Annotated in this window: 24 protein-coding genes and 2 pseudogenes; 18 read left to right on the top strand and 8 right to left on the bottom strand. The window is 73.9% G+C overall.

The genetic code is table 11. The features are described from left to right. Nucleotides 1-217: 217 nt before the first annotated feature. Complete coding sequence (locus tag ACE1OA_RS29925) at nucleotides 218-646, bottom strand: ATP-binding protein (RefSeq protein WP_356602435.1); 429 nt, start codon at nucleotides 644-646, stop codon at nucleotides 218-220. A gap of 207 nt (nucleotides 647-853) precedes the next feature. Then, entirely contained in the window at nucleotides 854-2,017 is a 1,164-nt protein-coding gene (locus ACE1OA_RS29920; protein ID WP_384870208.1) for an 8-amino-7-oxononanoate synthase, read from the bottom strand. 144 nt (nucleotides 2,018-2,161) lie between these two features. Here ACE1OA_RS29920 and bioB point away from each other — a divergent pair, with 144 nt between their 5' ends. The 8 genes from bioB to ACE1OA_RS29880 all read left to right on the top strand — a co-directional run bounded on the left by bioB (nucleotide 2,162) and on the right by ACE1OA_RS29880 (nucleotide 9,919). Beyond that, the gene (gene bioB / locus ACE1OA_RS29915; protein ID WP_356602439.1) at nucleotides 2,162-3,406 is read left to right on the top strand and encodes a biotin synthase BioB; all 1,245 of its coding nucleotides are present in this window, start codon (nucleotides 2,162-2,164) and stop codon (nucleotides 3,404-3,406) included. Further along, nucleotides 3,399-4,679: an adenosylmethionine--8-amino-7-oxononanoate transaminase gene (locus ACE1OA_RS29910; protein WP_384870210.1), complete on the top strand. Its 1,281-nt coding sequence runs from the start codon at nucleotides 3,399-3,401 to the stop codon at nucleotides 4,677-4,679. The genes bioB and ACE1OA_RS29910 overlap by 8 nt, the downstream gene beginning before the upstream one ends. A 185-nt stretch (nucleotides 4,680-4,864) precedes the next feature. Then, a complete protein-coding gene (gene bioD / locus ACE1OA_RS29905; protein ID WP_432753639.1) occupies nucleotides 4,865-5,581 on the top strand; it encodes a dethiobiotin synthase in 717 nt (238 codons plus the stop codon). Nucleotides 5,582-5,599: 18 nt separating this feature from the next. Beyond that, nucleotides 5,600-5,944, top strand: coding sequence for a VOC family protein (locus tag ACE1OA_RS29900; protein WP_386545156.1), 345 nt, complete (start codon nucleotides 5,600-5,602; stop codon nucleotides 5,942-5,944). A gap of 68 nt (nucleotides 5,945-6,012) precedes the next feature. Further along, a complete protein-coding gene (locus ACE1OA_RS29895; protein WP_432753638.1) occupies nucleotides 6,013-6,678 on the top strand; it encodes a class I SAM-dependent methyltransferase in 666 nt (221 codons plus the stop codon). 184 nt (nucleotides 6,679-6,862) lie between these two features. Next, nucleotides 6,863-7,288, top strand: coding sequence for a GNAT family N-acetyltransferase (locus ACE1OA_RS29890; protein WP_356779179.1), 426 nt, complete (start codon nucleotides 6,863-6,865; stop codon nucleotides 7,286-7,288). A gap of 172 nt (nucleotides 7,289-7,460) precedes the next feature. Continuing rightward, nucleotides 7,461-8,903 carry a hemolysin family protein gene (locus tag ACE1OA_RS29885; protein ID WP_356602451.1) on the top strand — a complete coding sequence of 481 codons (1,443 nt, stop codon included), beginning with the start codon at nucleotides 7,461-7,463 and terminating at the stop codon, nucleotides 8,901-8,903. After that, nucleotides 8,900-9,919 (top strand): hemolysin family protein, encoded by a 1,020-nt coding sequence (locus ACE1OA_RS29880; protein WP_356602453.1) that lies wholly within the window; start codon nucleotides 8,900-8,902, stop codon nucleotides 9,917-9,919. Before ACE1OA_RS29885 ends, ACE1OA_RS29880 begins: the two co-directional genes overlap by 4 nt. Nucleotides 9,920-10,044: 125 nt before the next feature. Here the strand turns inward: ACE1OA_RS29880 and ACE1OA_RS29875 are convergent, their stop codons facing one another. After that, nucleotides 10,045-11,058 (bottom strand): maleylpyruvate isomerase family mycothiol-dependent enzyme, encoded by a 1,014-nt coding sequence (locus ACE1OA_RS29875; RefSeq protein ID WP_432753637.1) that lies wholly within the window; start codon nucleotides 11,056-11,058, stop codon nucleotides 10,045-10,047. A 61-nt stretch (nucleotides 11,059-11,119) separates the two neighbouring features. Between ACE1OA_RS29875 and ACE1OA_RS29870 the strand changes: the two genes are divergently transcribed. The 3 genes from ACE1OA_RS29870 (at nucleotide 11,120) to mug (ending at nucleotide 14,052) form a co-directional block, all read left to right on the top strand. After that, on the top strand, nucleotides 11,120-11,899 hold the full coding sequence (locus ACE1OA_RS29870) for an SGNH/GDSL hydrolase family protein (RefSeq protein ID WP_356602457.1): 780 nt from the start codon (nucleotides 11,120-11,122) through the stop codon (nucleotides 11,897-11,899). Nucleotides 11,900-12,052: 153 nt separating this feature from the next. Then, the gene (gene purB / locus ACE1OA_RS29865; protein ID WP_356602459.1) at nucleotides 12,053-13,495 is read left to right on the top strand and encodes an adenylosuccinate lyase; all 1,443 of its coding nucleotides are present in this window, start codon (nucleotides 12,053-12,055) and stop codon (nucleotides 13,493-13,495) included. After that, nucleotides 13,492-14,052: a G/U mismatch-specific DNA glycosylase gene (gene mug / locus ACE1OA_RS29860; RefSeq protein ID WP_356602628.1), complete on the top strand. Its 561-nt coding sequence runs from the start codon at nucleotides 13,492-13,494 to the stop codon at nucleotides 14,050-14,052. Before purB ends, mug begins: the two co-directional genes overlap by 4 nt. 57 nt (nucleotides 14,053-14,109) lie before the next feature. Here mug and ACE1OA_RS29855 read toward each other — a convergent pair whose 3' ends face one another. Then, a complete protein-coding gene (locus ACE1OA_RS29855) occupies nucleotides 14,110-14,499 on the bottom strand; it encodes a hypothetical protein (protein WP_432753636.1) in 390 nt (129 codons plus the stop codon). A gap of 144 nt (nucleotides 14,500-14,643) precedes the next feature. Here ACE1OA_RS29855 and ACE1OA_RS29850 point away from each other — a divergent pair, with 144 nt between their 5' ends. Then, nucleotides 14,644-15,801, top strand: a complete 1,158-nt coding sequence (locus ACE1OA_RS29850; protein WP_356602463.1) for an ROK family transcriptional regulator — start codon at nucleotides 14,644-14,646, stop codon at nucleotides 15,799-15,801. Between the two features lie 108 nt (nucleotides 15,802-15,909). On the opposite strand, the gene ACE1OA_RS29845 is transcribed toward ACE1OA_RS29850, so the two are convergent. Continuing rightward, complete coding sequence (locus ACE1OA_RS29845; protein ID WP_356779174.1) at nucleotides 15,910-16,650, bottom strand: GntR family transcriptional regulator; 741 nt, start codon at nucleotides 16,648-16,650, stop codon at nucleotides 15,910-15,912. A gap of 281 nt (nucleotides 16,651-16,931) precedes the next feature. Further along, nucleotides 16,932-17,816: an RNA polymerase sigma-70 factor gene (locus ACE1OA_RS29840; RefSeq protein ID WP_356602467.1), complete on the bottom strand. Its 885-nt coding sequence runs from the start codon at nucleotides 17,814-17,816 to the stop codon at nucleotides 16,932-16,934. 115 nt (nucleotides 17,817-17,931) lie between these two features. On the opposite strand from ACE1OA_RS29840, the gene ACE1OA_RS29835 reads away from it, so the two are divergent. Then, nucleotides 17,932-18,762 carry an alpha/beta fold hydrolase gene (locus ACE1OA_RS29835; RefSeq protein WP_356602469.1) on the top strand — a complete coding sequence of 277 codons (831 nt, stop codon included), beginning with the start codon at nucleotides 17,932-17,934 and terminating at the stop codon, nucleotides 18,760-18,762. A gap of 474 nt (nucleotides 18,763-19,236) precedes the next feature. On the opposite strand, the pseudogene ACE1OA_RS29830 reads toward ACE1OA_RS29835, so the two are convergent. Further along, nucleotides 19,237-19,641, bottom strand: a pseudogene (locus ACE1OA_RS29830) (EamA family transporter); the annotation flags it as partial. A 196-nt stretch (nucleotides 19,642-19,837) separates the two neighbouring features. Between ACE1OA_RS29830 and ACE1OA_RS29825 the strand changes: the two are divergent. The 5 genes and pseudogenes from ACE1OA_RS29825 (at nucleotide 19,838) to ACE1OA_RS29805 (ending at nucleotide 25,341) form a co-directional block, all read left to right on the top strand. Beyond that, complete coding sequence (locus ACE1OA_RS29825; protein ID WP_356602471.1) at nucleotides 19,838-20,533, top strand: response regulator transcription factor; 696 nt, start codon at nucleotides 19,838-19,840, stop codon at nucleotides 20,531-20,533. Next, nucleotides 20,526-21,605: a sensor histidine kinase gene (locus ACE1OA_RS29820; protein ID WP_432753635.1), complete on the top strand. Its 1,080-nt coding sequence runs from the start codon at nucleotides 20,526-20,528 to the stop codon at nucleotides 21,603-21,605. Before ACE1OA_RS29825 ends, ACE1OA_RS29820 begins: the two co-directional genes overlap by 8 nt. A 228-nt stretch (nucleotides 21,606-21,833) precedes the next feature. Further along, nucleotides 21,834-23,300 carry a PLP-dependent aminotransferase family protein gene (locus tag ACE1OA_RS29815; RefSeq protein ID WP_432753634.1) on the top strand — a complete coding sequence of 489 codons (1,467 nt, stop codon included), beginning with the start codon at nucleotides 21,834-21,836 and terminating at the stop codon, nucleotides 23,298-23,300. A 50-nt stretch (nucleotides 23,301-23,350) separates the two neighbouring features. Beyond that, nucleotides 23,351-23,635 (top strand): annotated as a pseudogene (locus ACE1OA_RS29810) (SWIM zinc finger family protein); the annotation flags it as partial. A gap of 287 nt (nucleotides 23,636-23,922) precedes the next feature. Further along, the gene (locus tag ACE1OA_RS29805) at nucleotides 23,923-25,341 is read left to right on the top strand and encodes a GNAT family N-acetyltransferase (RefSeq protein WP_356602477.1); all 1,419 of its coding nucleotides are present in this window, start codon (nucleotides 23,923-23,925) and stop codon (nucleotides 25,339-25,341) included. Here the strand turns inward: ACE1OA_RS29805 and ACE1OA_RS29800 are convergent. After that, on the bottom strand, nucleotides 25,268-26,470 hold the full coding sequence (locus ACE1OA_RS29800) for a trans-sulfuration enzyme family protein (protein ID WP_356602479.1): 1,203 nt from the start codon (nucleotides 26,468-26,470) through the stop codon (nucleotides 25,268-25,270). The two genes, ACE1OA_RS29805 and ACE1OA_RS29800, sit on opposite strands and share 74 nt — an antisense overlap. Nucleotides 26,471-26,496 lie beyond the last annotated feature (26 nt).

The following is a 26,496-nucleotide window of genomic DNA, read 5'->3' as shown; positions in this document are numbered from 1 at the left end:
GGCGCCGCCGCACCCTCGCACACCGGCCCGGGGCCCGGTCCGGACGAGCGGCCCTAAGGGCTGTCCCGTAATCCCCGGCGGGCGCACGACGCCGGCTACGGCCCTTCGCTGCGTTGTCGGATCGCCCGAATACGCCCAGTATGAGAGCGATCCTCCGCCTTGCGATGCACCGCATCCGACGCCGTGCGCCAACCCACCGCGGATTACGGGACAGCCCTTAGTTCGGGGACGCCGTCCACGGGAGGTTGATCCAGACGGTCTTGCCGCCCTCGTCGGTCGGCGTGACCGAGAGGCGGCCTCCCGCCTCGGCGGTCAGGATGCGGATGATGACCATGCCCCGGCCGTTGTCCTGCTGGACCGCCGCGGGCAGGCGTCTCGGCCAGCGGGGGTAGCTGTCGGTGACACCGATGTGGAGCTGTTCCTCGCGCACCAGACGGACGTCGACGGTGAACGTGGGCGACTGGCCGAAGGTGTGCTGGACGGCGTTGGTGGCCAGCTCCGACACGATCAGCCGGACGGTGTCGGCGGTGTCGCTGCCGCCCGCGAGCCCCCATCCGGTCAGGACGTCGGCGACGTACCTCCGGGCTTCGGAGACCGAGGCCGGATCGCTCGGCAGAGTGACGGTTGCTTCCTGGTGATCTGCCATGGCGACGCTGTCCCTTTCCCACCGGGGCCAGCCCCGGATTGCGCTTCGCGCCAGACTGCCACTTCTCGTGCCACCATGAGGGTCGATCCACCAAGATATGCATATATCTATCGCCCGAAGCGGTGAACTCTGCTACAGGCAGGGGATTTTGAGGGTGCGCGGCAGGTGGTGACGCCCGGCACGGGCGGGGACGGCGGAGCCGGTGCGTCAGGCCGGTGGGGCCGTACGGACGATCGTCGAGACCGCCTTGCCGATCTCCAGGTCCGTCAGGTCCGCCCGGGCCGTCAGCCGCAGGCGCGAGATGCCGTCGGGCACCGACGGGGGACGGAAGCAGCCGACGGCCAGGCCCTGCTCGCGGCAGTCCGCCGCCCACCGCAGCGCCGCGTCCGGCGACGGGGCGCGTACGGAGACGACGGCCGCGTCCGGGCGCGCGGCGGTCAGCCCCGCCTCGGTGAGCAGTCGGTGCAGGGTGGTGGCGACGGTCCGGGCGCGGCCGGCGAGCGCGGGCTCCTCCTGGATCAGGCGCAGGCCCGCGAGTGCCGCGGCCGCCGCCGCGGGGGCGAGGCCGGTGTCGAAGATGAAGGTCCGGGCCGTGTTGACCAGGTGCTCGATGACACGGGCCGGACCGAGGACGGCTCCGCCCTGGCTGCCCAGCGACTTGGAGAGGGTGAGGGTGGCGACCACGTCGGGGTCGCCGGCGAGGCCGGCTTCCTGCAGTGCGCCCCGGCCGCCGTGGCCGAGGACGCCGAGGCCGTGGGCGTCGTCGACGACGAGCGCGGCGCCGTGTTCACGGCACGCCTCGGCGTGTTCGGCCAGGGGGGCCTTGTCGCCGTCGACGGAGAAGACCGAGTCGCTGACCACGAGGGCCCGTCGGCCGTCGTGGGCGCGCAGCGTCTTGCGCACCGCCTCCGGGTCGACGTGCGGGACGACGGCGGTCTCGGCGCGCGAGAGCCGGCAGCCGTCGACGATCGAGGCGTGGTTGCCCGCGTCCGAGACGATGAGCGCGTCGCGGCCGCTCAGCGCGGTGAGCGCGGCGAGATTGGCGGTGTAGCCGGAGGAGAAGACGAGGGCTGCCTCGAAGCCGCAGAACTCGGCGAGTTCGCGTTCGAGCCGGGCGTGCAGGCGGGTGGAGCCGGTGACGAGCCGGGAGCCGGTGGAGCCCGCGCCCCAGCGGCGGGCGGCCTCGGCGGCCGCCTCGGTGATCTCCGGGCGCCGCGTCAGGCCGAGGTAGTCGTTGCTCGCCAGGTCGAGGAGCTCCGATTCCGCGGCGCGGGGCCGCAGCGTGCGGACGAGCCCGGCGTCCGCTCGCCGGCGCGCTTCGGCTTCGGTCCAGTCGAACGCGGTGCGGCGCGTGTCCTCGTCCCGATGCATGCGGCAGATCCTTTTGTAGGCAGCGCACAGACCCTAACGCTCCGCGGGCAAGGTCAGGGTGTGGCCATGCCCACACATCAAACGGCCTCGTTTGTTCAGTTCCTCCTTGGCCGCGGGGTGTGCGGTAAGCGAGGATCAGCCTTTATGGACCTGCTGAACACGCTGGTGGACAAGGGGCTTCGGCGCGAGCTGCCGACCCGTGAAGAAGCGCTCGCCGTGCTGGCGACCTCCGACGACGAACTCCTCGATGTGGTGGCCGCGGCCGGCAAGGTGCGCCGCCAGTGGTTCGGACGCCGGGTGAAGCTCAACTATCTGGTCAATCTGAAGTCCGGGCTGTGCCCCGAGGACTGCTCGTACTGTTCGCAGCGGCTCGGCTCCACGGCCGGGATCCTCAAGTACACCTGGCTGAAGCCCGACGAGGCCTCCGAGGCCGCGGCGGCCGGTGTCGCGGGCGGCGCGAAGCGGGTCTGCCTGGTGGCGAGCGGCCGCGGTCCGACGGACCGGGACGTGGACCGGGTCGGCAAGACCATCGAGGCGATCAAGGAGCAGAACGAGGGCGTCGAGGTCTGCGCGTGCCTCGGCCTGCTCTCGGACGGCCAGGCGGAGCGGCTCCGGGCCGCGGGAGCCGACGCGTACAACCACAACCTGAACACGTCCGAGGGGACGTACGGGGAGATCACGACCACGCACACCTACGCGGACCGCGTGGACACCGTGCAGAAGGCGCACGCCGCCGGTCTGTCGGCGTGCTCCGGTCTGATCGCGGGCATGGGCGAGAGCGACGAGGACCTGGTCGACGTCGTGTACGCGCTGCGTGAGCTGGACTCCGACTCGGTGCCGGTGAACTTCCTGATCCCCTTCGAGGGCACGCCGCTGGCCAAGGAGTGGCACCTCACCCCGCAGCGCTGCCTGCGGATCCTGGCGATGGTCCGGTTCGTCTGCCCCGACGTGGAGGTGCGGATCGCCGGCGGACGCGAGGTGCACCTGCGCTCGATGCAGCCGCTGGCGCTGAACATCGCGAACTCGATCTTCCTGGGCGACTACCTCACCAGTGAGGGGCAGGCCGGTCAGGCCGACCTCGACATGATCGCGGACGCGGGCTTCGAGGTGGAGGGCGCGGGCACGACGACGCTGCCGAGGCACCGCGTCGAGGCCGCCGCCGCGGTGGGCGGCTGCGGCTCGCACGCCGAGGCCGGGGCGGGCGGCGGCTGCGGCTCGCACGAGCAGGGCGGCGGTTGCGGCCCGTGCGGCGGGCACGCGGCGCCGGCGGAGACCGCGCCGGTGGCGGCGGCCGGGTCCGCCGGGGAGGGCGAGGGCACGAACGCCCGGACCGACCTCGTGGCGGTGCGGCGCCGGGGCGCCGGCACGGACCTCGCGCCGAATGCGTAACAGCGAACTGCTGGCCCTGGACCGGGCGCACGTCTGGCATCCGTACGGCCCCATGCCGGGCCGCACGGATCCGCTGGTCGTCGCGTGCGCGTCCGGTGTGCGCCTCGGTCTCGCCGAGCCGGTGCACGGGCGGACCGAGCTGATCGACGGCATGTCCTCGTGGTGGTCGGCCATCCACGGCTACAACCACCCTGTGCTGAACGAGGCGGCGCGCGACCAGCTGGACCGGATGAGCCACGTCATGTTCGGCGGGCTCACCCACGAGCCGGCCGTCCGGCTGGCCGCCCGGCTGGTGGAGATCACCCCGGGTCCGCTCCGGCACGTCTTCCTCAGCGACTCGGGTTCCGTCGCCGTCGAGGTCGCGGCCAAGATGTGCCTGCAGTACTGGCGCTCGGTGGGGCGGCCGGGCAAGCACCGGCTGTTCACCTGGCGCGGCGGGTACCACGGAGACACCTGGACGCCGATGTCGGTGTGCGATCCCGAGGGCGGGATGCACGACCTCTGGTCGGGCGTGCTCCAGAAGCAGGTGTTCGTCGACGCGCCGCCCGCCGAGTACGACGAGGCGTACGCGGAGCTGCTCCGCGAGCGGATCGGGCAGCACGCGGAGGAGCTGGCCGCGGTCATCGTGGAGCCGGTGGTCCAGGGTGCCGGAGGCATGCGCTTCCACGCTCCCGAGTACCTGCGGGTCCTGCGCGAGGCGTGCGACGAGCACGACGTCCTGCTGGTCCTCGACGAGATCGCCACCGGCTTCGGCCGCACCGGCGCGCTGTTCGCCGCGGACCACGTCGGGGTCGCCCCGGATGTCATGTGCGTGGGCAAGGCCCTGACCGGCGGTTACCTGTCGATGGCGGCGACGCTGTGCACCTCGCGGGTCGCCGACGGCATCTCGCGCGGCGAGGTCCCGGTCCTGGCGCACGGCCCCACGTTCATGGGCAATCCGCTGGCCGCGGCGGTGGCCTGTGCCTCGATCGACCTGCTGCTGTCCCAGGACTGGGCCGTCGAGGTCAAGCGGATCGAGGCGGGACTCCGCGAGGGGCTCGCGGCGGCGGCCGACGTGCCCGGTGTCCGGGACGTGCGGGTGCTCGGCGCGATCGGTGTCGTGCAGCTCGACCACGAGATCGACATGGCGGCGGCCACGGAGGCGGCGGTGCGGGCGGGCGTGTGGCTGCGGCCGTTCCGCGACCTGATCTACACGATGCCGCCGTTCGTGACCGGCGACGCGGACGTGGCCCGTATCTGCGAGGCGGTGCGCGCGGCGGCCGCGGCGGGCTGACCGCCTCGGCCCCGAAGCGAGGCGGGGGCGCGGACCTCGGGGGAATCCGGGGTCCGCGCCCGGCACAACGGGCCGTCCGGAGGGCCGGGGCCGTACGACGGCGCCCGGCGACCGGCTCCGGCCGATCGGTACTTCGCCCGCCGCCAGTGCGTGGCGGCGGAACCTCGGAAAGGACGCAGCAGACCATGACCGTCATCGTCGTCAGCGGTACGGGTACGGAGATCGGGAAGACGATCGTGACCGCGGCGGTGGCCGCCGCGGCCACCGCGGCCGGACGGTCGGTGGCCGTGCTCAAGCCGGCGCAGACCGGACTCGAGCCCGGCGAACGCGGGGACGCGGACGAGGCCGTCCGGCTCTCCGGCGCCGCCGCGTCGGTCGAACTGGCCCGTTTCCCGGAGCCGTTGGCACCCGCCACCGCCGCCCGGCGGGCGGGAATGGCGCCGGTGGGCCCGTCGGAGATCGCCGCCGCCGCCACGAAACTCGCCGCGGAGCACGATCTGGTCCTGGTGGAGGGAGCCGGCGGGCTCCTCGTCCGCCTCGACGCGGACGGCGGCACGCTCGCCGACGTGGCCCGGCTGCTGGACGCACCGGTCCTGGTGGTGACGCCGGCCGGGCTCGGCACTCTCAACACCACCACCCTGACCGCCGAGGCGCTCCGGGCGCGCGGCGTCGCGCAGCTCGGCGTGGTGGTCGGCAGCTGGCCGGCCGCCCCGGACCTGGCCGAACGCTGCAACCTGACCGACCTGCCCGAGGCGGCCGGCGCGCCGCTGCTCGGGGCCGTGCCGGCCGGCGCGGGCGCGCTCGATCCGGCGGCGTTCCGGGAGGCGGCGAGGAGCTGGCTCGCCCCGGCGCTGGGCGGCGCATGGGACGCGGATTCCTTCTCCTCGACGCACCGGGCGTGATCTCCGTAGGCTGAGGGCATGCGCGCACACGTTCAGGAGATCGTCTTCGACTGCGCCGACCCCGCGGCCCTGGTGCGCTTCTGGGCCGGGCTGCTGGGCGGGACTCCGGTGGACCGGGGTCCCGACTGGTCGTACGTGGACCCGCCGGAGTTCGTCCGGCTCGCCTTCCAGCGGGTTCCCGAGGGCAAGACGGCGAAGAACCGGGTCCACCTGGATCTGGAGGTGGCCGCGGTGGCCGCGGCGGCCGACGAGGCGACCGGGCTCGGAGCGGTGCGCAGCGGCGGCATCGTCACGGACGAACAGGGCTCCTTCCAGGTGATGCGCGACCCGGAGGGCAACGAGTTCTGCTTCGTGACGGGCTGACCGGGGCCGGTACGGGGCAGAATCCCCCCGTCCGTGTCCGCGCTCCCGCGCGTCGGAGGAGGTCCGCGATGTCACCGCGTACGACCCGGGTTCCCCGGGACGCCGTCCACCATCCGCTCTTCGCCCGCTTCTACGCACGGTTCAGCGTCTCCGCCGACGACAAGGGCGGCGTCGCCGCCCTGCGCGCGGAGCTGCTGGCCGGGCTGTCGGGCCGGGTCATCGAGGTCGGGGCCGGGAACGGGCTGAACTTCGCGCACTACCCCGGCACCGTGTCCGAGGTGGTGGCCATCGAACCGGAGCAGCATCTGCGCCGTCTGGCGGTGGAGGCCGGGCGGCGGGCCGAGGTCCCGGTGGACGTGGCGCCGGGCGCGGCGGAGGCGCTGCCGGTCAAGAGCGAGGGCTTCGACGCGGCGGTGGCTTCGCTGGTGCTGTGCACCGTCCGCGACGTGCCGAGGGCGCTCGCGGAGCTGCACCGGGTCCTGCGTCCGGGGGGCGAACTCCGCTTCTTCGAGCACGGTCTGGCTCCGGGGCGGGGCATGGCGCGGACTCAGCGGGTGCTGGACCGCACGGTGTGGCCGCTGCTGTTCGGCGGGTGTCACACGGCGCGCGATCCGCTGGCGGCGATCGAGGCGGCGGGCTTCGAGCCGACGGCGTACCGGACGTTCACGGTCCCGGAGGGCGGGCCCCGGCTGCCGTCGTCGTTCTGTGTGCTGGGCACGGCACGACGGGTCTGAGGGGCGCGGGGGCGCTGAGGCGATGGGCGCGCGGGGGTTCGCCGCCGGTTCGGGGGCGGTCGCGGCGACGGTCGCCGGCCCCGGAGCGGCTGCGCGGGCACCACCCTGCCGCGACGGCACCCGCCCTGCCCGTATGGCGAAACATGGTCGACGGCCCCCCGGGGCCGGTGATGGGATGCGGCCCATGACCGAACCGCGCATCCGGGCCGCCGTGGCGGCCGACCTCGACGACGTGCTCGCCTTCTGGAAGCTCGCCGCCGAGGGGACCAGCATCAGCGACGACCGGGACGGGATCGAGCGGCTCGTCGCCCGTGATCCCGAGGCCCTGATCCTCGCGGAGCACGACGGTGAGCTCGTCGGCACCGTCATCGCCGGGTTCGACGGCTGGCGGTGTCACCTCTACCGGCTCGCCGTGCATCCCGACCACCGCCGACGGGGGGTGGGCGGCGCGCTGCTCGCTGCGGCCGAGGAGCACTTCGTACGGCTCGGGGGCCGGCGGGTGGACGCGATGGTGCTCGACCGCAACGAGCTCGGGCAGCATGCCTGGCGGGCGGCCTCCTACGGGCCGCAGGACCAGTGGACCCGCTGGGTGAAGCCGCTCACGGGCTGATCGCAACCCTGCTTTGCTCATCCTTTACCATGGTTGCTTCCTCTTCCACGACGACCGAAAGGTGTGAGCGTCCGCCCATGGGCGAGCCTCCCAGTAGCACGCTGCGACACGACCGGGACCGACATCGAGCGATCCTCCTCCTCCTGACTGATCATGGGACGGAGGTGAACCGATGACCGAAGTGCTCCTGCTCCTCGTGGCGGTGTTGCTGTCACTCGCCTGCGGCGCCTTCGTCGCGGCCGAGTTCTCGCTGACCACGGTCGAGCGCGGCGAGCTCGAAGCCGCCGTCGAGCGGGGTGAGCGCGGGGCGGCGAGCGCGCTCAAGGCCGTCAAGACGCTCACCTTCCAGCTCTCCGGCGCTCAGCTCGGCATCACCGTCACCAACCTGGTCGTCGGCATGCTCTCCGAACCGTCGATCGCCGCCCTGATCCGGGGGCCGGTGGAGGACCTCGGGCTGTCCCCCGCGGTCGCCTCCTCGGTGGCCCTGGTCATCGGCACCGCGCTGTCCACCGTCGTCCTGATGGTCGTCGGCGAGCTGGTACCCAAGAACTGGGCGATCTCCTCCCCGCTGGCGGTGGCCAAGGTGGTGGCGACCCCGCAGCGGGTCTTCACCGCCGCCTTCCGGCCGCTGATCAGCCACCTGAACAACACCGCCAACCGGATCGTGCACCGGTTCGGGCTGGAGCCCACCGAGGAGCTGGCGTCCGCCCGCTCCCCGCAGGAGCTGGTGGCGCTGGCCCGCCACTCCGCGAAGGAGGGCGCGCTGGAGGCGGACACCGCGGAGCTGTTCGTCCGGACCCTGAACCTCGCCGAGCTGACCGCGGAGAACGTGATGACCCCGCGCGTCCAGGTCACGGCGCTGGAGGTGCAGGCCACGGCCGAGGACGTCGCCAACGCGACCCGCGCGACCGGCCTGTCCCGCTTCCCCGTCTACCGGGGAAGCCTCGACTCGGTCGTGGGGATCGCCCACATCAAGGACGTTCTGGCCATACCGGCCGAGGACCGGGCGCGCCGGCGGATCGGCGACATCCTGCGCGAGCCGCTGCTGGTGCCGGAGACGCTGACCGTGGACAAGCTCCTGGACCGGCTCTCCGGCCGGCAGACGATGGCGGTCGTGATCGACGAGTACGGCGGCACGGCCGGCGTGGCCACGCTCGAGGACATCGTCGAGGAGGTCGTCGGCGAGGTCCGCGACGAGCACGATCCGCACGAGACGCCGGACCTGGCGCGGGCGGGTGCCGACACGGAGGGGCGCGAGCTCTGGTCCGCGGACGGCGCCGCCCGTACCGACCAGCTGGAGGCGATCGGCCTGCGGGTGCCCGACGGCCCCTACGAGACGCTGGCGGGCGTGCTCGCCACGGAGCTGGGCCGGATCCCGGCCGTCGGGGACAGCGTGCAGCTGGCCGGCTGGCGGCTCGACGTGGTGGACGCCACCGGTCGGCGCGCGGCGCGGGTGCTGATGCACGCGCCGCCGGACGAGCCGGACGACGACGCGGAGCACGGCGTGCGCGACGGCGCGGCGGACGGCGGATCGGGCGGCTCCGGCACCGGCAGGTCCCGGACGGACCGTCGCACGGACCGCCGGACGGACGAGAACGGGGAGGCGGGACGATGATCGCGATCCAGTTGCTGATCGGTCTGTTGACCCTGGTCGTGAACGCCTTCTTCGTCGGCGCGGAGTTCGCCCTGATCTCGGTGCGCCGCAGTCAGATCGAGCCGCAGGCGGAGGAGGGCAACCGGCGGGCGCGCAGCGTCCTGTGGGGCCTGGAGCACGTCTCGGCGCTGCTCGCCGCCGCCCAGCTCGGCATCACGCTCTGCACCCTGGTGCTGGGCATCGTCGCCGAGCCGGCGATCGCCCACCTGCTGGAGCCGGTCTTCGACGCGATCGGCGTGCCGCACGGCCTGGTGCACCCGATCTCGTTCGTGATCGCGCTGTCCCTGGCGACCTATCTGCACATGCTGCTCGGCGAGATGGTCCCGAAGAACGTCGCGCTGGCCGAACCGGTCCGTACGGCGCTGCTCCTCGGCCCGCCGCTGGTGACGTTCGCCCGGGCGCTGCGCCCGGTGATCTTCGCGGTCAACGCCTTCGCCAACGCACTGCTCAAGCTGTTGCGCGTGGAGGTCAAGAACGAGGTCTCGGCCACGTTCTCGGACGACGAGCTGGCCAGGATGGTCACCGATTCGGGTGTGGCCGGTCTGCTCGACGACCGGGCCGCGGAGCGGCTGCACGACGCCCTGGAGCTGGGCCGCCGTCCGGTCCGGGACGTGGTCATGCCGGTGGAGAAGGTCGTGTACGCCGCGGTGGGGACGACGCCCGAGGAGCTGGAGGCGCTCTCGGCGCGGTCCGGTTTCTCACGCTTCCCGGTGGTGGACTCGGACCGCGGGATCCTGGGCTACCTCCATGTGAAGGACGCCCTGGACGTCACCCCGCGCGATCTGCCGTTCCCGGTCTCGGCCCTGCGGCCGATCGCCCGGGTCCGGGCGGCCTCGCCGATGGACGACGTCCTGACCGCGATGCGGCGCGGACGCACCCATCTCGCGGCGGTCCAGGGCGAGGACGGCAAGCTGGCCGGCCTCGTCACGATGGAGGACGTGCTGCGGGAGCTGGTTGGCCGCCCGGCGGCGCCGTGACGGCGGGGGCCGGGTACCGGCCCCCGTGTGAGGCGTGGCAGCGGGACGGGACCCGGCCCCCGCGGGGGGCCGGGTCCCGTCGGCCGTCCGGAAGTGTCCGGCGCGGGGCGCTGCGCCCCGCGCCGTCACAGCGCGGTCGCCGCGCCCCAGGCGTCCAGCAGCGTGCGGTCGCCCGAGGCGGTGAGGCACGGGTCCTCGGCGCGGCGGCGCCCGTAGAGGAACAGGAGCAGGTCAGCCGCGGCTCCCTCGACGGCGGCCGAGGCCCCGCTCTCGCCGCGCCGGTGCCAGGTGAAGCCGCCCCCGCCGAGGACGACGGTCCAGGCCGCGCCGGTGTCGGTGGCGGTCAGACGGATGCTCGTTCCGTCGCGGTCGAGCCGGGCGACCCGTTCGGCGGCCGCGGGAAGGTAGGGCAGGTTCTCCAGGAGCGCGTCGATCCCGTCGGCCGCCGTGCCGGGCGCGAGGCCGGGCTCCCGCCCGAGGGCGAGTTCGGCGTCGGCGAGGTGGACGACGGTCTCGAAGAGCACGTGGCGCGGGAAGTAGCGGACGTGAGGGTCGGCGCCCGGGGACCAGACGGGGGACCCGGGGTCGGCGGCGCGCAGGGTGGCCAGGGCCGTCTCGGCACCGGCCGCCAGCCAGTCGGGCAGTCCGGCCGGTCCCGCCGGCAGGTCGAGGGGGACCTCCGCGGCCCGCATCCGGGTGGTCGCCCCGGTACGCACGAGGTGCTCCGTCCACCGGTGCACGGTGCCCACGTGACGTACGAGGTCGGCGAGGGTCCAGCCGGGGCAGGTCGGGACGGGCGTGGCGGGGTCGGCGTGCCGGACGGTCGCGACGAGTCGTCGCGTGTACCGCTCGACCGCGTCGCACGCGGCCCCGTGCGCGTCCTCGGTCAGGCCGAAGCCCTCGGAGACCTTCAGCATCCGCTCGCGCCAGGCGCCGGGCGGCCGGCGGAGCGCGGCCTCGCGGAAGAGCCGGTCGAGGGTGTGCCGCTCGGCGACGGGGAGCCTGTTCAGCAGGTACCCCGTGCTCTCCAGCCACGTCACGGCGGTGTCCGGGGCGAGGGTGTCCCCGTCGCAGGTCTCGACGACCGTCACCAGTTCGGCCAGCGCCTCGGCCAGCGTGTTCTCGAGCGTGTCGCTCACGGTCTCCCCTCCCGGGCTCCGACGGCCCGAGAGCCATACCGTTCGGTATGATCGCACCGCCATGGAGATGAATGCCACCTACACAAGTCTTGTCGCCGTCGGCGACAGCTTCACCGAGGGTATGTCGGACCGACTGCCGGACGGTTCCTACCGGGGATGGGCCGACCTCCTCGCGAAGCGTCTCGCGGCGCGTACCCCGGAATTCCGATACGCGAACCTCGCCGTCCGCGGAAAGCTCATCGGCCAGATCGTCGACGAACAGATCGACGTGGCCGCCGACATGAAGGCGGACGTGGTCACGCTGGTCGGCGGGCTGAACGACACGTTGCGGCCGCGATGTGACATGGGTCGCGTGCGGGGGCTGCTGACCGAGGCGGTCGAACGGCTGGCCCCGTCCTGCGGGCAGCTGGTCCTGATGCGCAGCCCGGGACGCAACGGCCCCGTCATGGAGCGCTTCCGGCCGCGCATGGAGGAGCTCTTCGCCCATGTCGACGAACTCGCCGCGCGCCACGGGGCCCTGGTGGTCGACCTGTACGGCACGCCCGCGCTCGGCGACCCACGGATGTGGGACGTCGACCGCCTGCACCTCACCGACGAGGGACACCGGCGGGTGGCGGAGGCCGTCTGGCAGGGCCTGGGCCTGGCCGCCGAGAGCGACTGGACGACCCCGCTGCCCCCGGCGGCGCGCCCCCGGTGGGCGACCCGCCGGGTCGACGACGCCCGCTTCGCCAGGCAGTACCTCGGCCCCTGGATCGGCCGGCGCCTGACCGGCCGCTCCTCCGGGGACGGCCGCCCGGCCAAGCGTCCGGAGCTGCTGCCCTTCGAACCGCCGGTGGTGTGAGAAGCGCCCCACCGGCGGCGCGGGGCGCGGCGACGGCACTCGGGTGGGGCGTCGGGCACCGCGACCGGCGACCGGAGTGACGGGCGTCTCGTAGCAAGAGACGAAGGCGGCCGTGTCACTGGCCTGCAGAAACCGCCAGTAGAATCTGGTCACGTGACTGCTGCGACTGCAAAGCCCCGCATCCCGAATGTCCTGGCCGGCCGCTACGCCTCCGCGGAGCTCGCCGTCCTCTGGTCCCCCGAGCAGAAGGTGAAGCTGGAGCGTCAGCTGTGGCTCGCCGTGCTGCGTGCTCAGAAGGACCTCGGGATCGAGGTTCCCGACGAGGCCCTGGCCGACTACGAGCGCGTGCTCGACCAGGTCGACCTCGCCTCCATCTCCGAGCGCGAGAAGGTCACGCGCCACGACGTGAAGGCCCGCATCGAGGAGTTCAACGCCCTCGCCGGTCACGAGCACGTCCACAAGGGCATGACCTCCCGCGACCTCACCGAGAACGTGGAGCAGCTCCAGATCAGGCTCTCGCTGGAGCTGATGCGCGACCGCACCGTCGCCGTCCTCGCCCGTCTGGGCAAGCTGTCCGGCGAGTACGCCGAGCTGGTCATGGCCGGCCGCTCGCACAACGTCGCCGCCCAGGCCACGACCCTCGGCAAGCGTTTCGCCACCGCCGCCGACGAGCTCCTCGTCGCCTACGGCCGCCTGGAGGACCTGCTCGGCCGCTACCCGCTCCGGGGCATCAAGGGCCCGGTCGGCACCGCGCAGGACATGCTCGACCTGCTCGGCGGCGACGCGGCCAAGCTGGCGGAGCTGGAGCAGCGGATCGCCGGTCACCTCGGGTTCGCCGAGGCCTTCACCTCGGTCGGCCAGGTCTACCCCCGCTCCCTCGACTACGACGTGGTCACCGCGCTCGTGCAGCTGGCGGCCGCTCCGTCGTCGGTCGCCAAGACGATCCGCCTGATGGCCGGTCACGAGCTGGTGACCGAGGGCTTCAAGCCCGGCCAGGTCGGCTCCTCCGCGATGCCGCACAAGATGAACACCCGCTCCTGCGAGCGTGTGAACGGCCTGATGGTCATCCTGCGGGGCTACGCCTCGATGACCGGCGAGCTGGCCGGCGACCAGTGGAACGAGGGCGACGTCTCCTGCTCCGTGGTCCGCCGGGTCGCGCTGCCCGACGCGTTCTTCGCCTTCGACGGCCTGCTGGAGACCTTCCTGACCGTGCTCGACGAGTTCGGTGCGTTCCCGGCCGTCGTGGCCCGCGAACTGGACCGCTACCTGCCGTTCCTGGCGACGACGAAGGTCCTCATGGGAGCCGTCCGCGCCGGTGTCGGCCGCGAGGTCGCCCACGAGGCGATCAAGGAGAACGCCGTCGCCTCCGCCCTCGCCATGCGCGAGCAGGGCGCCGAGCGCAACGAGCTGCTCGACAAGCTGGCCGCCGACGAGCGGATCCCGCTGGACCGGGCTCAGCTCGACGCGCTGATGGCGGACAAGCTGTCCTTCACCGGCGCCGCCGCCGACCAGGTCGCCGTCGTCGTCTCCCGTATCGAGGAGATCGTCAAGCAGCACCCGGAGGCCGCCGGGTACACCCCCGGGTCGATCCTCTGACCGGGTTCACCCCGCAGGAGCTGGAGGCCGCTCGCGACCGCGTCATTCCCGACGTGGTGGCGGGCGGCCTTTCCGTCCTCTTCTGCGGGATCAACCCGGGGCTGATGTCGGCCGCGACGGGGCATCACTTCGCCCGCCCCGGCAACCGCTTCTGGCCCGTGCTCCATCTCTCGGGCTTCACCCCGCGGCGGCTGCGGCCCGACGAGCAGGAGGAGTTGCTCGCGTACGGGCTCGGCATCACGAACGTCGTGGCGCGGGCGACCGCGCGGGCCGACGAGCTCTCCGACGAGGAGTTCCGGGAGGGCGGCCGGCGGCTGACCGCACGGGTGGAGCGGGTGCGCCCGCGGTGGCTGGCGGTGGTCGGCATCACGGCGTACCGCACGGCGTTCGGGGAGCGGAAGGCGGTGATCGGGCCGCAGGAGCGGACGATCGGCGGGACGCGGATCTGGGCACTGCCCAATCCGAGCGGGCTGAACGCGCACTGGACCCTGGAGTCGATGGCCGAGGAGTTCGGCAGGCTGCGGGAGCGGGCGGGCGTACCGGACCGGCGGACGTAGCGGGCCGCGGATGCGAGGCGTCCGGGCGGCACGGCCGGGGTGGCGGCGCGCGGGTGTTCACGGAGGATCGACCTCGGTGACGCAGACGACGAGCCGGCGCCCCTCCTCGCCCGAGCCGGTGACGCCGAGGGCGACCCAGGCGGCCGGCCCGTCCGTCCGCCAGAGCTGGATGTCCGGCACCGCGCCGGCGAGCAGGTCCCAGGGCCTCGGTATCTCCTCCCCCGCCCCGGACCTGAGCAGGAGGCCGGACAGGCCGACGAGGTGGGGTGGTCCCCAGCGGGCGGCGAGGAGCAGGGCGAGGGCCTCCCGCTCGGCCTCCGCCCGGTCCTCTCCGGGCGCCTCCGGACAGGCAGGGGCGGGGGCCAACTCGGCCAGGTGGTAGGGCTGGTCGGGGAAGGCGCGGGCGCGCAGCAGGTCGATGGCGGCGAGGTGCTGTGCGAGCGTCATGGGTCCAGTAAAGCGGTGGGCACCGACAGCTGGTGATCCGTCAGGAGGTCCCGAGCGCCGCCCACGCCACGGCCGGCGCTCGCCGCCCTCCGGTCCATTGAGTAACATCCGGCAGAACATGCGCGCGAGCTGGGAGGACACACGGTGGGGAGGCTGACCGGCGGGGACCCGTCGCTGCTGCGGCGGATCAATTCCGCGGTGGTGCTCCATGCCCTGCGAGGCGCCGACGCGCTGACGCTCACGGATCTGACCCGGATCACGGGCCTGTCCCGGCCGACGGTCGAGGGCGTCGTCGAGGGGCTCATCGAAGGCGGACTGGTCGTCGAGGCCGCGCCCGAGGAGGGTGAGGCGCGACGCCAGGGGCGGCCGGCCCGGAGGTTCCGGTTCCGCGCCGAGGCGGGGCATCTGCTGGGCATCGAGATCGGCCCGCACCGGGTCGCCGCGCTGCTCTCCGGCTTGGACGGGCGAATCATCGGCGCCGGTGCCCGGGAGGTATCGGAGGCGGCTCCGGAGGACGAGCGCCTGGAGCGGGTCCGTACGGTCGTCGCCGACGTGCTCCGCAGGGCCGGCGTGCCGCGGGCGAACCTGCGGGCGGTCGGCGTCGGAACTCCGGGGATCGTGGAGGCCGACGGCACCGTCCGGCTCGGTACGGCGCTCCCCGGCTGGACCGGACTGCCGCTCGGCGAACGGCTGCGGAGGTCCTTCCGCTGCCCGGTGCTGGTGGAGAACGACGCCAACGCGGCGGCGGTCGCGGAGCACTGGAAGGGCGCGGCGACCGACTCCGACGACATCGTCTTCGTGCTGGCCGGGCTGAGCCCGGGTGCGGGCTCGCTGATCGGCGGACGGCTGCACCGCGGGTACGGCGGGGCGGCCGGGGAGATCGGCGCCCTGCACCTGCTGGGTCAGGGGGTCACTCCGGAGCACCTGCTGTCGACGACGGACGAGCCGCTGCACCCGCTGGACGAGCAAGCCGTCGCGAAGGTCTTCGCCCTGGCACGACAGGGCGACGCGCGGGCGGAGGCGGCCGTCGAGCGCTTCACCCAGCGGCTGGTCCACGACGTGGCGGCGCTGGTGCTCGCGCTCGATCCGGAACTGGTGGTGGTCGGCGGCTGGGCGGCCGGCCTGGACGGAGTCCTCCAGCCGTTGCGGGACGAACTGGCCCGCTTCTGCCTGCGCCCCCCGCGGGTGGTCCTGTCGATGCTGGGCGAGGCCGCCGTGGGTACGGGCGCGCTGCGCCTGGCCCTGGACCATGTGGAGGAGCAGCTGTTCGCGGTGGAGGGCACCGTCACCGCCCGCCGCTGACACGAGCCGACGACGAAAGGACGGGCGCCCGCGTCGCGGGCGCCCGTCCTTTCGTGGAGCGGGTTCCGGTCGGCCGGACGGGTGTGCCCGCCGGCAGGCCGGGTGGTGTCAGGAGGCCATGACCAGGTCGCCGGAGTCGCCGAAGGTGAGGCGGCAGGTGTCGGCGCGGTAGGTGGCCAGCGAGACGGCCGCGGTGCGGCCCTCGGAGAGGTAGCGGGTCGTCACGACCAGGACGGGAGCGCCGGGCAGGCGGTCCAGTTCCTTGGCGTCGTCGGCCCGCGCGGAGCCGAGTTCCACCGAGCGGTCCTGGCCGTCCAGGGCGAGGCGCTGGAGTTCGCGCAGCACGCCGCCGGCGCGGGCGGGGCCGGAGGGGACACCGGCGGCCGACAGTCCGGGGACGGAGCCGGACGGCACGTAGAGGAGCTCGGCCGCGACGGGCTGGCCCTCCGTGACGCGCAGCCGGCGCACGACGTGCACCTGCTCGCCGGGCTCGATGTCGAGGAGACGGGCCACGGCGGGCGGAACCGCGTCGGTGGCCGAGTCCACGGACTGCCAGGTGTCCTCGCCGACGCCGGGCCAGGTGTGCTGGGTGGTGGAGACGTCGACGCCGACCCGGGGCGGGGCGACGGTCGTGCCCACACCGCGGCGGCGCTGCAGGCGGCCTTCGAGCTCCAGCTGCTCCAGGGCCTGGCGGAGGGTGGCCCGGGCGACGCCGAAGCGCGCGGCCAGGTCCCGCTCGTTGGGGAGGATCTCCCCGACGGCGAAGTCGGAGTCGAGCGCCTCGCCGATCACGGTCTTGAGGTGCCAGTACTTAGGCTCCGGCACCGTCTCCAGCTGCGTGGTCCCCACCCTGATCCTCCGCAATCGCCGTGTCCCCGGCAGTTTTCCGCGCCCTTGTTTATTAAAGGTTCCTGCACTAACTCTGCGACCATAAGGCGGCGCACCTACTTGGTCAAGACCAATCCTGCGCCGGAGGCCCGCGTATCCGGGCATCCGGCGCAGATCGTTCACAGGACGTTCGCGCCCGCGTGAGCCGTGCGCAGCAAAGCGCCCCGCCTCCGGGGGCCGGAGACGGGGCGGGTGGGGCGGACGCTGCGTGGCGGGCGTGCCGCGAGCGGGGCGGCGCGGGGTCAGGCGGCGGGCACCGCGTGCAGTTTGTCGGGGTTGCGGACGATGTACAGGCACTGGATGCGGCCGTCCCGCACCTCGATCTGGAAGACGGAGTCGGGCTTGCCCCCGGCCAGGGCGACCAGCGCGGGGCCGCCGTTGAGCTCCACGACGCGGAACTCGAACTCGGCCTGGGCGCCCTCGGAGACGGCCACGAGGAAGCGGCCGACCTTGTCGGCGCTCTCGATGATCCGCAGCGGCGCCTTGGTCTTGCCGCCGCTGTCGCCGACGAGACGCACGTCCGGGGCGAGGAGCCGCATCAGCTGTTCGAGGTCGCCGCCGGCGGCCGCGGCCAGGAAGCGTTCGGTGAGGTCGCGCCGTTCGGCCGGGTCGACGTCGTAGCGCGGCCGGCCCTCGTCGACGTGACGGCGGGCCCTTCCGGCGAGCTGCCGGACGGCCGCCTCTGAGCGGTCGAGCGCGGTGGCGATCTCCCCGAAGGGGAAGCCGAACGCCTCACGGAGCACGAAGACCGCGCGTTCCAGGGGCGAGAGGGATTCGAGGACGACGAGCACGGCGAGCGACACCGAGTCGGCGAGCATGGCCCGCTCGGCGGTGTCGGGCACGGCCGGCCCGAAGTCGGTGACGACGGGTTCGGGCAGCCAGGGCCCGACGTAGGACTCGCGACGGGCCTTGATCCGGCGGAGACGGTCGAGGGCGAGCCGGGTGGTGATCCGTACGAGGTAGGCGCGCGGTTCGCGCACGTCGTCGCGGTCCTCGGCGGCCCAGCGCAGCCATGCCTCCTGGACCACGTCCTCGGCGTCGGCGACGCGGCCGAGCATGCGGTAGGCGACACCCGTGAGCATCGGCCGGTGTTCCTCGAAGACGTCGGTCAGTGTTTCGGTAGCCACCGCCCCATCCCAGCCGACCGGCCCGGCCCTGTCCAGTTTCCGTCCGGCCTCTTGAACTCGTGGCTACCGAACGGTAATTCTTGCTGACAGGGTGTCTAAGGCAGGGAGCAGGAGCATGTCCGAACGGATCTCTTTCCCGATCGCGTCCCCCGGGGGAACGCGCACGGTCTCGGTGGCCTACGAACGCCGGGGCGCGGGAACGCCCTTGCTGCTGCTCCACGGCATCGGCCATCACTGGCAGGCCTGGGAACCGGTGCTGGACGTCCTCGCCGCCGAGCGGGACGTCGTCGCCGTCGACCTGCCGGGCTTCGGCGCGTCCCCGGCCCTGCCGGAGGGGCACGCCCACGGTCTCTCGGCGGTGGTGCCCGTGCTGGGCGCGTTCTGCGAGGCCGTCGGCATCGAGCGGCCGCACGTGGCCGGCAACTCGCTGGGCGGGCTGCTCGCCCTGGAGCTCGGCAGGGAGAAGCTGGCCCGCTCGGTGACCGCCCTGTCCCCGGCCGGGTTCTGGTCGGAGGGCGAGCGCCGCTACGCCTTCGGGACGCTCCGGGCGATGCGGGCCGCCGCGCTGTCGATGCCGGTGCCGCTGATCGAGCGGCTGTCCCGCAGCGCCGTCGGCCGCACCGCCCTGACCAGCACGATCTACGCCCGGCCCGGGCGCCGTTCACCGGAGGCCGTGGTCGCCGAGACGCTCGCCCTGCGCGAGGCCACCGGCTTCCGGCAGACCCTGGAGGCCGGCCGCGGCGTGCTGTTCGCCGACGACGTCCCGGCCGTGCCCGTCACCATCGCCTGGGGCACCCGCGACCGGCTGCTGCTCCCCCGGCAGGGCGTCCGCGCCAAGCGCACGGTCCCCGGGGCCCGGCTCGTCCGGCTGCCGGGCTGCGGGCACGTCCCCATGAACGACGATCCGGCTCTGGTCGCGCGGGTGATCCTGGACGGCAGCCGCTGACCCGCCCGCGCCCGAGAACAGGCCCGTCCCCAGGGCCGCCCCGGCCGCCACGAGCACGCTGCCGGCGGCCTGCGGGAGGCCGAAGCCACCGGTGGCGACGAAGGGCGCGCTCATGGCGGCGGCGACCGGGATCATGCCGGTGAACAGGGTGGCCCGCTCCACGCCGATGCGCTGGACGCCCATGTAGAAGGCGACGAAGCCGACCACCGTCACCACGGCCGCCTGCCAGACCAGCGCCCCGGCCTCCACGGCGGTGGGCACGCGGAGGAACGCGGCCCCGTCCAGGACGAGGCCCAACAGGACCGACTCGGCGGCGGCGACGCCGCAGACCACGGCGGTGAGCAGGCGGGGTCCGAGCAGCCGCAGGACGGGCACGGCGAGGACGGTGAACCCGACCTCGCCGGCCAGGGCCCCGGCGGAGTAGAGGATGCCGGCCGGGTCGGTGCGGCCCCAGCCCTGCACCGTGAAGGCACCGGCGGCGACGAGCAGCGCGCCGAGCAGGACCGGGCGGCGGGGCCTGCGCCCGCCCAGGAGCGGCACGAGCACGGCGACCACGACGGGTGCGCAGCCGACGAAGACGCCGGGAACGGCCGGCTCGGAGGTGCGTTCGGCGGCGAGCACGGCGAGGTTGAAACCGACCATGCCGACGCCCGCCAGGACCGCGACGCGCAGCAGGTGGCGGGCGGTCAGACGGCGCAGCGGGGCGAGGCCGCCGGGGCCGAGGAGGGGCAGCAGGAGCAGGCAGGCGGCGGCGTAGCGCAGGGCCTGGCCGCCCGCGTAGGGGTAGGCGCCGAGCAGGCTGTTGGCGGTGAAGGAGGCACCGACCAGGGCGTAGGCGAAGGTGACGAGCAGCGTCCCTCGCAGGGTGTTCGCGTTCATGCTCCCGACGCTAGGAAGCGGGGCGGCCCGGGTTGAGGTCCACTTCCCCGGAGAGATCGGGGACCACTTCGGCGGGCGGGCCCGACGGAGGGGCGGGGCCGCTTCGGGCGGCGGGACCGCTCCGGCGGGGCGGGACCGCTTCACCTGCGGATACGTCGGCGACAGGGCGCGCTGGACAGCCCTCTAGGCTTCGGGCATGCGCGTACTGATCGTGGAGGACGAGCCCTACCTGGCCGAAGCCGTCCGGGACGGCCTGCGGCTGGAGGCGATCGCCGCCGACATCGCCGGCGACGGCGACTCCGCCCTGGAACTGCTCGGCGTCAACTCCTACGACCTCGCGGTGCTCGACCGCGACATCCCCGGCCCCTCCGGCGACGAGGTCGCCCGGCGCATCGTCGCCTCCGGCAGCGGCATCCCGATCCTGATGCTCACCGCCGCCGACCGGATCGACGACAAGGCGTCCGGGTTCGGGCTCGGTGCCGACGACTACCTCACCAAGCCGTTCGAGCTGCGGGAGCTCGTCCTGCGGCTGCGGGCGCTCGACCGCAGGCGCGCCTACGTCCGGCCCCCGGTCCGCGAGATCGCGGGGCTGCGCCTGGACCCCTTCCGCCGGGAGGTCTTCCGCGACGGGCGTTACGTCGCGCTCACCCGTAAGCAGTTCGCGGTGCTCGACGTCCTCGTCGCCGCCGAGGGGGGTGTCGTCAGCGCCGAGGAGCTCCTGGAGCGGGCCTGGGACGAGAACACCGACCCCTTCACCAACGCCGTCCGCATCACCGTCTCCGCCCTGCGCAAACGGCTCGGCGAACCGTGGATCATCGCCACGGTGCCGGGTGTCGGCTACCGCATCGACGCCGGTCCCGCGACGACCGGCCCCGGCAGCGGGCATGCGTAGACGCCCGGGGCTCAGCGCCCGGCTGAGACTCACCCTCAGCTACGCCGGGTTCCTCGCCGTCGCCGGGACCCTCCTCCTGGCCGTGGTGTGGGTGTTCCTGCTGCGCTACGTACCCGATACCTCCCAGGGCCTCCTCGGGATCGCGCCCAACCGCTACCTCCTGGTGCGCACCTTCGCCCCCGCCGCGGCCGTGGCGATGGGCTTCCTGCTGGTGTTCGGCCTCGCCGGGGGATGGGTCCTCGCCGGCCGGATGCTCGCACCGCTCACCCGGATCACGACCGCGGCACGGATGGCCGGGAACGGATCGCTGTCCCACCGGATCCGCATGGAAGGCCGCCGGGACGAGTTCCGGGAGCTCTCCGACGCGTTCGACACCATGCTCGAGCAGCTCGAGTCGCACGTGGCCGAGCAGCAGCGGTTCGCCGCGAACGCCTCCCACGAACTGCGCACCCCGCTGGCCATCTCGCAGACCCTGCTCGACGTCGCCCGCAAGGACCCCACGCGGGACCCGCAGGAACTCTTCGCACGCCTGCAGGCCGTGAACACGCGCGCGATCGGTCTCACCGAGGCGCTCCTGCTGCTCGGCCGCAGCGGCCGCGGGAACTTCACCCGCGAGGACGTCGACCTCTCCCTCGTCGCCGAGGAGGCCGCGGAGACCCTGCTCCCCCTGGCCGAACAGCGCGGGGTCACGCTCGACGTCACCGGCGGCGCGACCCTGACCGCCGGCTCCGCGGAGCTCCTGCTGCGGATGGTGACGAACCTCGTCCAGAACGCCGTCGTCCACAATCTCCCCGCCGGCGGCACCGTGCGGGTCCACACCGAGGCGCGGGGCGACGTGAGCGAGGTGCGGGTCGAGAACACGGGGCAGCCGCTCCCAGCGGAACTGGTGCCGACCCTCACCGAACCCTTCCGGCGCGGAACGGAGCGCGTACGCACCGACGAGCACGCCGGCGTCGGCCTCGGCCTCGCGATCGTGCGGAGCGTCGTCGACGCCCACGACGGGACCCTCGACCTCGTCGCCCGCGCCGCCGGTGGTCTCCTCGTCACGGTGCGGCTTCCCGGCCTGCCGTAGGCGTCGTCCCCGGGCGGCCGCCGTCCGGGTCCGGCCGGGCAGCGCGTCGGGCTCCGTTCGACGAGGTTCCCGCCGATGCCCGATATTTCGAGAGGCCTCCTTCGAGAGGCCGGTTCGCGGGGCGGCGGCTGCCGCCCCGACGGCGGTCGAGGAGGCCGGGGGAGCATCGGTGCCGGCAACGGCACCGCCGGGGAAGCGGCGCGTACGCGCCGGAGGGGGAGGTTCTCGATGCGGGACCACGGGCAGGGACGCGCGGGCGGACAGCCGGCCTGGGAGCTGTTGCTGCCGGCGGCCGCGGCACCGGCACGGCGGCGGGGCAGGGCGCTCCAGGAGGCACTGCGCGAGGCGGTGCGCACGGGGCGGCTGACGGCCGGAACCCGGCTGCCGTCGAGCCGTGACCTCGCGGCCGATCTCGGCGTCTCCCGGGGTCTCGTGACGGAGGCGTACGAGCAGCTCACCGCCGAGGGCTACCTGCGCAGCGACCGCGGTTCGGGCACCTGGGTGGGGGACGCGGCACGGGCGGCGGCCGAGCCCGAGGCTCGTGGTCCGGCGGCCCGCGGACCGGCCGTGCGGGTGGACTTCCGCCCCGGCACGCCCGATCTCTCGCTCTTCCCCCGGTCCGCCTGGTCGGCGGCCCACCGTTCCGTCATGTCCCGGCTGCCCCACGGCGCGCTCGGGTACCCGGACCCGCGGGGGCTGCCCGAACTGCGTACGGCGCTCGCCGCGATGCTGGCGCGCCGCCGGGGGGTGGTGGCCGATCCCGAGCGGCTCGTCGTGTGCTCCGGGGTCGCGCAGGCGTCGACGCTGCTCGGCTTCGCCCTGCGCGCCCGCGGCCTGCGGACGGTGGGGATCGAGGATCCGGGGAGCCCTGAGCACGGGCGGCTGTTCGCCTCGACCGGGCTGGACGCGCTGTGGCTGCCCATGGACGAGGAGGGGCTGCTTCCGGGCCCGTTGGCGGCCTCGGGGGTACGGGCCGTGGTCCTGACGCCCTCGCACCAGTTCCCGTCCGGGATCGCCTACTCGGCGGACCGACGGGCGGCGCTCCTCGACTGGGCCCGGCGCGTGGACGGCTGGATCATGGAGGACGACTACGACGGGGACTTCCGCTACGACCGGGCACCCGTCGGCGCCCTGCAGGGGCTCGATCCGCGGCGGGTGGTGTACGCGGGATCGGTCAGCAAGTCCCTCGCGCCGGGGCTCCGGCTCGGCTGGATGCTGGTGCCCGAGGACTTGCTGGACGAGGTGGTGGAACGCAAGCGGACCATGGACCTCGGGAACCCGGCCCTGGACCAGGCGCTGCTCGCGGAGTTCGTGGCGCGCGGCGGCTACGACCGGCAACTGCGGCGCTGTCAGCGGGCCTACCGGGAACGGCGGGACGCACTGGTGGCCGCCCTGCGGCAGGAGCTTCCGGGGACGCGGGTGAGCGGGATCGCCGCCGGGCTGCACGTCATCGCGCGGGTGCCGGGTCGATACGGCCCGCCCCGGAGCTTCCTGGAGCGGGCCGCCGCGGCCGGAGTGGCGCTGCGCCCGCTGGAGGACTACGGCACGGCCCGTCCGGCGGACGGCGACGTCCGTCTGGTCATCGGGTACGCGCACCTCGGGCCCGCCGAGATCGCTCGGGGCGTCCGGCTGGTGGCACGGGCCTGCGCGCCGTCGGGCGGCGCGGCGAGGGAGCCCGACGACCCGGGGGCGTGACGGCACCGAGGCACTCCGGGATGTCAGTGGGGGGACCTACGGTCCACCCCATGACGCGATCCGTGCAGGCGCTCGCCTCTTCACGCCCGTCCGCCCTGGGGTCCTCGGGGGCGGGCCGGTTGCTCGGTCTGGAGACCTCGGGCGGCCTCACCCCCACCGGAGCGGAGGCCCATCCGCGGTTCTTCTCCGGCTTCCTGACGTCTCCACAGATCGCCGCGCGGGGCCTGCTCGCGGTCGCGGACGTGGCCGCCGCCCGCCACCACCAGCGGATGCGGCCGGGTTCGCTGGACCCGGTGGTGACGGGGAACGGCGACCGGCTCCGGTTCGAGGCGTTCCGGGAAGCCCGTGCACGGACTGGGCGATCTGCTGACGGTGGCCGCGGAGTGCGTCGAGCGGTCGCGGGTGGTGCGGGAGGTGCCGGGGCTCGAGGATCTGGCGGCACGGAAGGGCTCCTCCGTGCTCCTCGTCCAGGCCCGGCGCCTGCTGACCGCACTCCGCCAAGGGACCGATCGGTCTCCGACACAAGCGACTGAAATCGGTCACTAAGCTCATAGATGGGCGCTTAACCCGTCAGTCACAAAGCGTTCGTGATCACGCAACACCACTGGGTCACAGTGAGGTCATGACTGATGTGACATCCGCGAAGAGTGCCCGCCGCCCGCACCACTGGCGGCACGACCTGATCGAACTCGCCGCCCTGTTCACGGCCGTGGTGGTCGCCGACACGATCGCCAAGACGGTGGTGAAGGGCGCCGAAGGCCCGTACATGCTCGTGTTCTCGGCGATCGCGCTGATCGCGACGGCGGCCTTCCACACCTGGTGGGCACGGCGCCACAGCCATGCGCCGCCGACCGGTGATCCCGGCGGCAGCGGGACGCACCCGCTGCCGCCGTCCGCGTCCGGGGCCGCCCCGGACGGCGAGCCGGACGCCGCACCCGCCGAGACCGTGCTGTGGCGGATGCGGACCACCGTCCGGGACACCCCGGGCAGCCTCGCCGCCCTGTGCACGGCACTGGCCCGCGAGGGCGTCGACATCCTGACGCTCCAGACCCACCCGCTCGCCGACGGCACCGTCGACGAGTTCCTCCTGCGGGCGCCCGCGGAGCTCCAGGCCACCCGCCTCGGCCACGAGATCGCGGCGGCCGGCGGCACCGGCACCTGGATCGAACGGGCCGACGCCCACGACCTCGTCGACACCCCGACCCGGCTGCTCGGCCTGGCCACCCGCACCGCCCTCGACGCCGCCGAGCTCCCGCTCGCCCTGCGCCAGCTGCTGGGCCGCTGCACCATCCACTCGCTGCCCGCGGTCTCGCTGACCGGCCGGCCCACCGGGGAGACCGCGCCCGTCGAGGGCGTCCTCGAGGACACCGTCATGCGACTGCGCGACCCGAACGGCGGGGTGATCACCATCGAGCGGCCGTACCTGCCGTTCACCCCGTCGGAGTTCGCCCGGGCCCGGGCCCTCGTCGAGCTCGACGCCCGGCTCGGACCGCGCATCCCGCGCAGCCAGGACGTACTCACCCTGCCCGAGGGCAACGAGATCACCGTCCGCCGGGCCGACCAGCGCGACGTGGTGGCCGCGCGTGCCATGCACGACCGCTGCTCCGCCCGCACCCTCGGCCTGCGGTACCACGGCCCGGTCGGCGACGCGGACCGCTATCTCAACCACCTGCTCAGCCCCCGCTACGGCCGCACCCTCGCCGTGCAGACGACCTCGGGCCGTCTCGTCGCCCTCGGCCATCTGCTCTGGGACGGCGACGAGACGGAGGTCGCCCTGATGGTGGAGGACGACTGGCAGCGCCGGGGCATCGGCTCCGAGCTCCTGGGCAGGCTCGTCGCCATGGCGGTCGAGGCGGGCTGCGAGAGCGTCTACGCCGTGACGCAGTCGTCCAACACCGGGATGGTGGCCGCGATGCGGGCGCTGAACCTCCCCCTCGACTACCAGATCGAGGAGGGGACCCTGGTCATCACCGCCCGACTGGGCGCGGCTCGGTCGCAGAGCCGACGCCGGCCCGGGACGTACCAGCAGGCGGAGCACTGAGCGCCTGGGTCAGATCCCGCCACAGGTCCTCGACGTCCTCCAAGCCGACCGACATCCGCAGGAGCCGGTCGCTGACGCCGGCCGACCGCCGGTCGCCCTCGTCGACGATCCGGTGGCTGATGGAGGCCGGGTGCTGGATCAGGGTGTCGACGCTGCCGAGACTCACCGCCGGCGTGATCAGCCGTACCGCGGCGATCACGTCGTGCGGGTCTCCGTACACCTCGAACGAGACCATCGCCCCGCCCACCCGCGGGTAGTGCACGCGGGCGATGCGCGGGTCGGTGGCGAGGCGCCGGACCAGCTCGGCGGCCGTCGTGGAGGCCGCCCTGACCCGGACCGGCAGGGTCGCGAGGCCCCGCAGCAGCAGGTAGCCGGCGAAGGGGTGGAGCACCCCGCCGGTGGCGAAGCGCACCTGGCGGAGCGTGCGGGCGAACTCCTCGTCGCAGGCCACCACGCCGCCCATGACGTCGCCGTGGCCGCCCAGGTACTTGGTCGCGCTGTGCAGGACGATCCGGGCGCCCTGACCGGCCGGGCGCTGGAGCACCGGGGTGGCGAAGGTGTTGTCGACCAGCAGCGGCACGGAACCGCAGGAGTGGGCGACGGCGCGGATGTCGACCTCGGCGAGCGTCGGGTTGGCGGGGGTCTCCACCATGACCAGGCCGGTGTCGGGGCGGATCGCGTCCGCTATGCCCGCCGGGTCGGTCCAGGTCACCTCGGTGCCGATCAGGCCGGCGTTCAGCAGATGGTCGCTGCAGCCGTACAACGGCCGGACGGCGACGACGTGCCGCAGGCCGAGGCTCGCCCGGGCCAGCAGGACGGCGGTGAGCGCCGCCATGCCGCTGGCGAACGCCACCGCCGACTCGGTGCCCTCCAGCCGGGCCAGCGCGTCCTCGAAGCGCGCGGTGGTGGGGTTGTCGAGGCGGGCGTAGACGGGGGGCCCGTCGAGCCGGGCGCCGGTGGTGGCGAAGTCGTCGATCCGCGCGGCCTCGGCCCGGGTGTCGTACGACGGGTAGGTGGTGGAGAGGTCGAGCGGCGGGGCGTGCAGGCCGAGCCCGGCGAGATCTTCACGGCCGGCGTGCACGGCTTCGGTGGCCAGAGCCCTGGGGGTGGTCGAGGCGGCGTAGTCCATGGCGGCACTGTGAACGGATACCGGAA

The organism is Streptomyces sp. JL2001 (assembly GCF_050917515.1).
Classification (GTDB): domain Bacteria; phylum Actinomycetota; class Actinomycetes; order Streptomycetales; family Streptomycetaceae; genus Streptomyces.
The sequence above is the reverse complement of the archived record's forward strand: the minus strand, read 5'-3'. Positions and strand labels throughout refer to the sequence as shown.

Excerpts from the sequence above, each read along its gene's own strand:
- ACE1OA_RS29815 (WP_432753634.1), top strand. The coding sequence starts at position 21,834 with ATGCGGGACCACGGGCAGGGACGCGCGGGCGGACAGCCGGCCTGGGAG.
- ACE1OA_RS29870 (WP_356602457.1), top strand. The coding sequence starts at position 11,120 with ATGGAGATGAATGCCACCTACACAAGTCTTGTCGCCGTCGGCGACAGC.
- ACE1OA_RS29880 (WP_356602453.1), top strand. The coding sequence starts at position 8,900 with ATGATCGCGATCCAGTTGCTGATCGGTCTGTTGACCCTGGTCGTGAAC.
- ACE1OA_RS29895 (WP_432753638.1), top strand. The coding sequence starts at position 6,013 with ATGTCACCGCGTACGACCCGGGTTCCCCGGGACGCCGTCCACCATCCG.
- ACE1OA_RS29885 (WP_356602451.1), top strand. The coding sequence starts at position 7,461 with ATGACCGAAGTGCTCCTGCTCCTCGTGGCGGTGTTGCTGTCACTCGCC.
- ACE1OA_RS29900 (WP_386545156.1), top strand. The coding sequence starts at position 5,600 with ATGCGCGCACACGTTCAGGAGATCGTCTTCGACTGCGCCGACCCCGCG.
- ACE1OA_RS29920 (WP_384870208.1), bottom strand. The coding sequence starts at position 2,017 with ATGCATCGGGACGAGGACACGCGCCGCACCGCGTTCGACTGGACCGAA.
- ACE1OA_RS29890 (WP_356779179.1), top strand. The coding sequence starts at position 6,863 with ATGACCGAACCGCGCATCCGGGCCGCCGTGGCGGCCGACCTCGACGAC.
- ACE1OA_RS29805 (WP_356602477.1), top strand. The coding sequence starts at position 23,923 with ATGACTGATGTGACATCCGCGAAGAGTGCCCGCCGCCCGCACCACTGG.
- ACE1OA_RS29925 (WP_356602435.1), bottom strand. The coding sequence starts at position 646 with ATGGCAGATCACCAGGAAGCAACCGTCACTCTGCCGAGCGATCCGGCC.
- bioD (WP_432753639.1), top strand. The coding sequence starts at position 4,865 with ATGACCGTCATCGTCGTCAGCGGTACGGGTACGGAGATCGGGAAGACG.
- ACE1OA_RS29820 (WP_432753635.1), top strand. The coding sequence starts at position 20,526 with ATGCGTAGACGCCCGGGGCTCAGCGCCCGGCTGAGACTCACCCTCAGC.
- ACE1OA_RS29835 (WP_356602469.1), top strand. The coding sequence starts at position 17,932 with ATGTCCGAACGGATCTCTTTCCCGATCGCGTCCCCCGGGGGAACGCGC.
- ACE1OA_RS29800 (WP_356602479.1), bottom strand. The coding sequence starts at position 26,470 with ATGGACTACGCCGCCTCGACCACCCCCAGGGCTCTGGCCACCGAAGCC.
- bioB (WP_356602439.1), top strand. The coding sequence starts at position 2,162 with ATGGACCTGCTGAACACGCTGGTGGACAAGGGGCTTCGGCGCGAGCTG.
- ACE1OA_RS29855 (WP_432753636.1), bottom strand. The coding sequence starts at position 14,499 with ATGACGCTCGCACAGCACCTCGCCGCCATCGACCTGCTGCGCGCCCGC.
- ACE1OA_RS29910 (WP_384870210.1), top strand. The coding sequence starts at position 3,399 with ATGCGTAACAGCGAACTGCTGGCCCTGGACCGGGCGCACGTCTGGCAT.
- ACE1OA_RS29825 (WP_356602471.1), top strand. The coding sequence starts at position 19,838 with ATGCGCGTACTGATCGTGGAGGACGAGCCCTACCTGGCCGAAGCCGTC.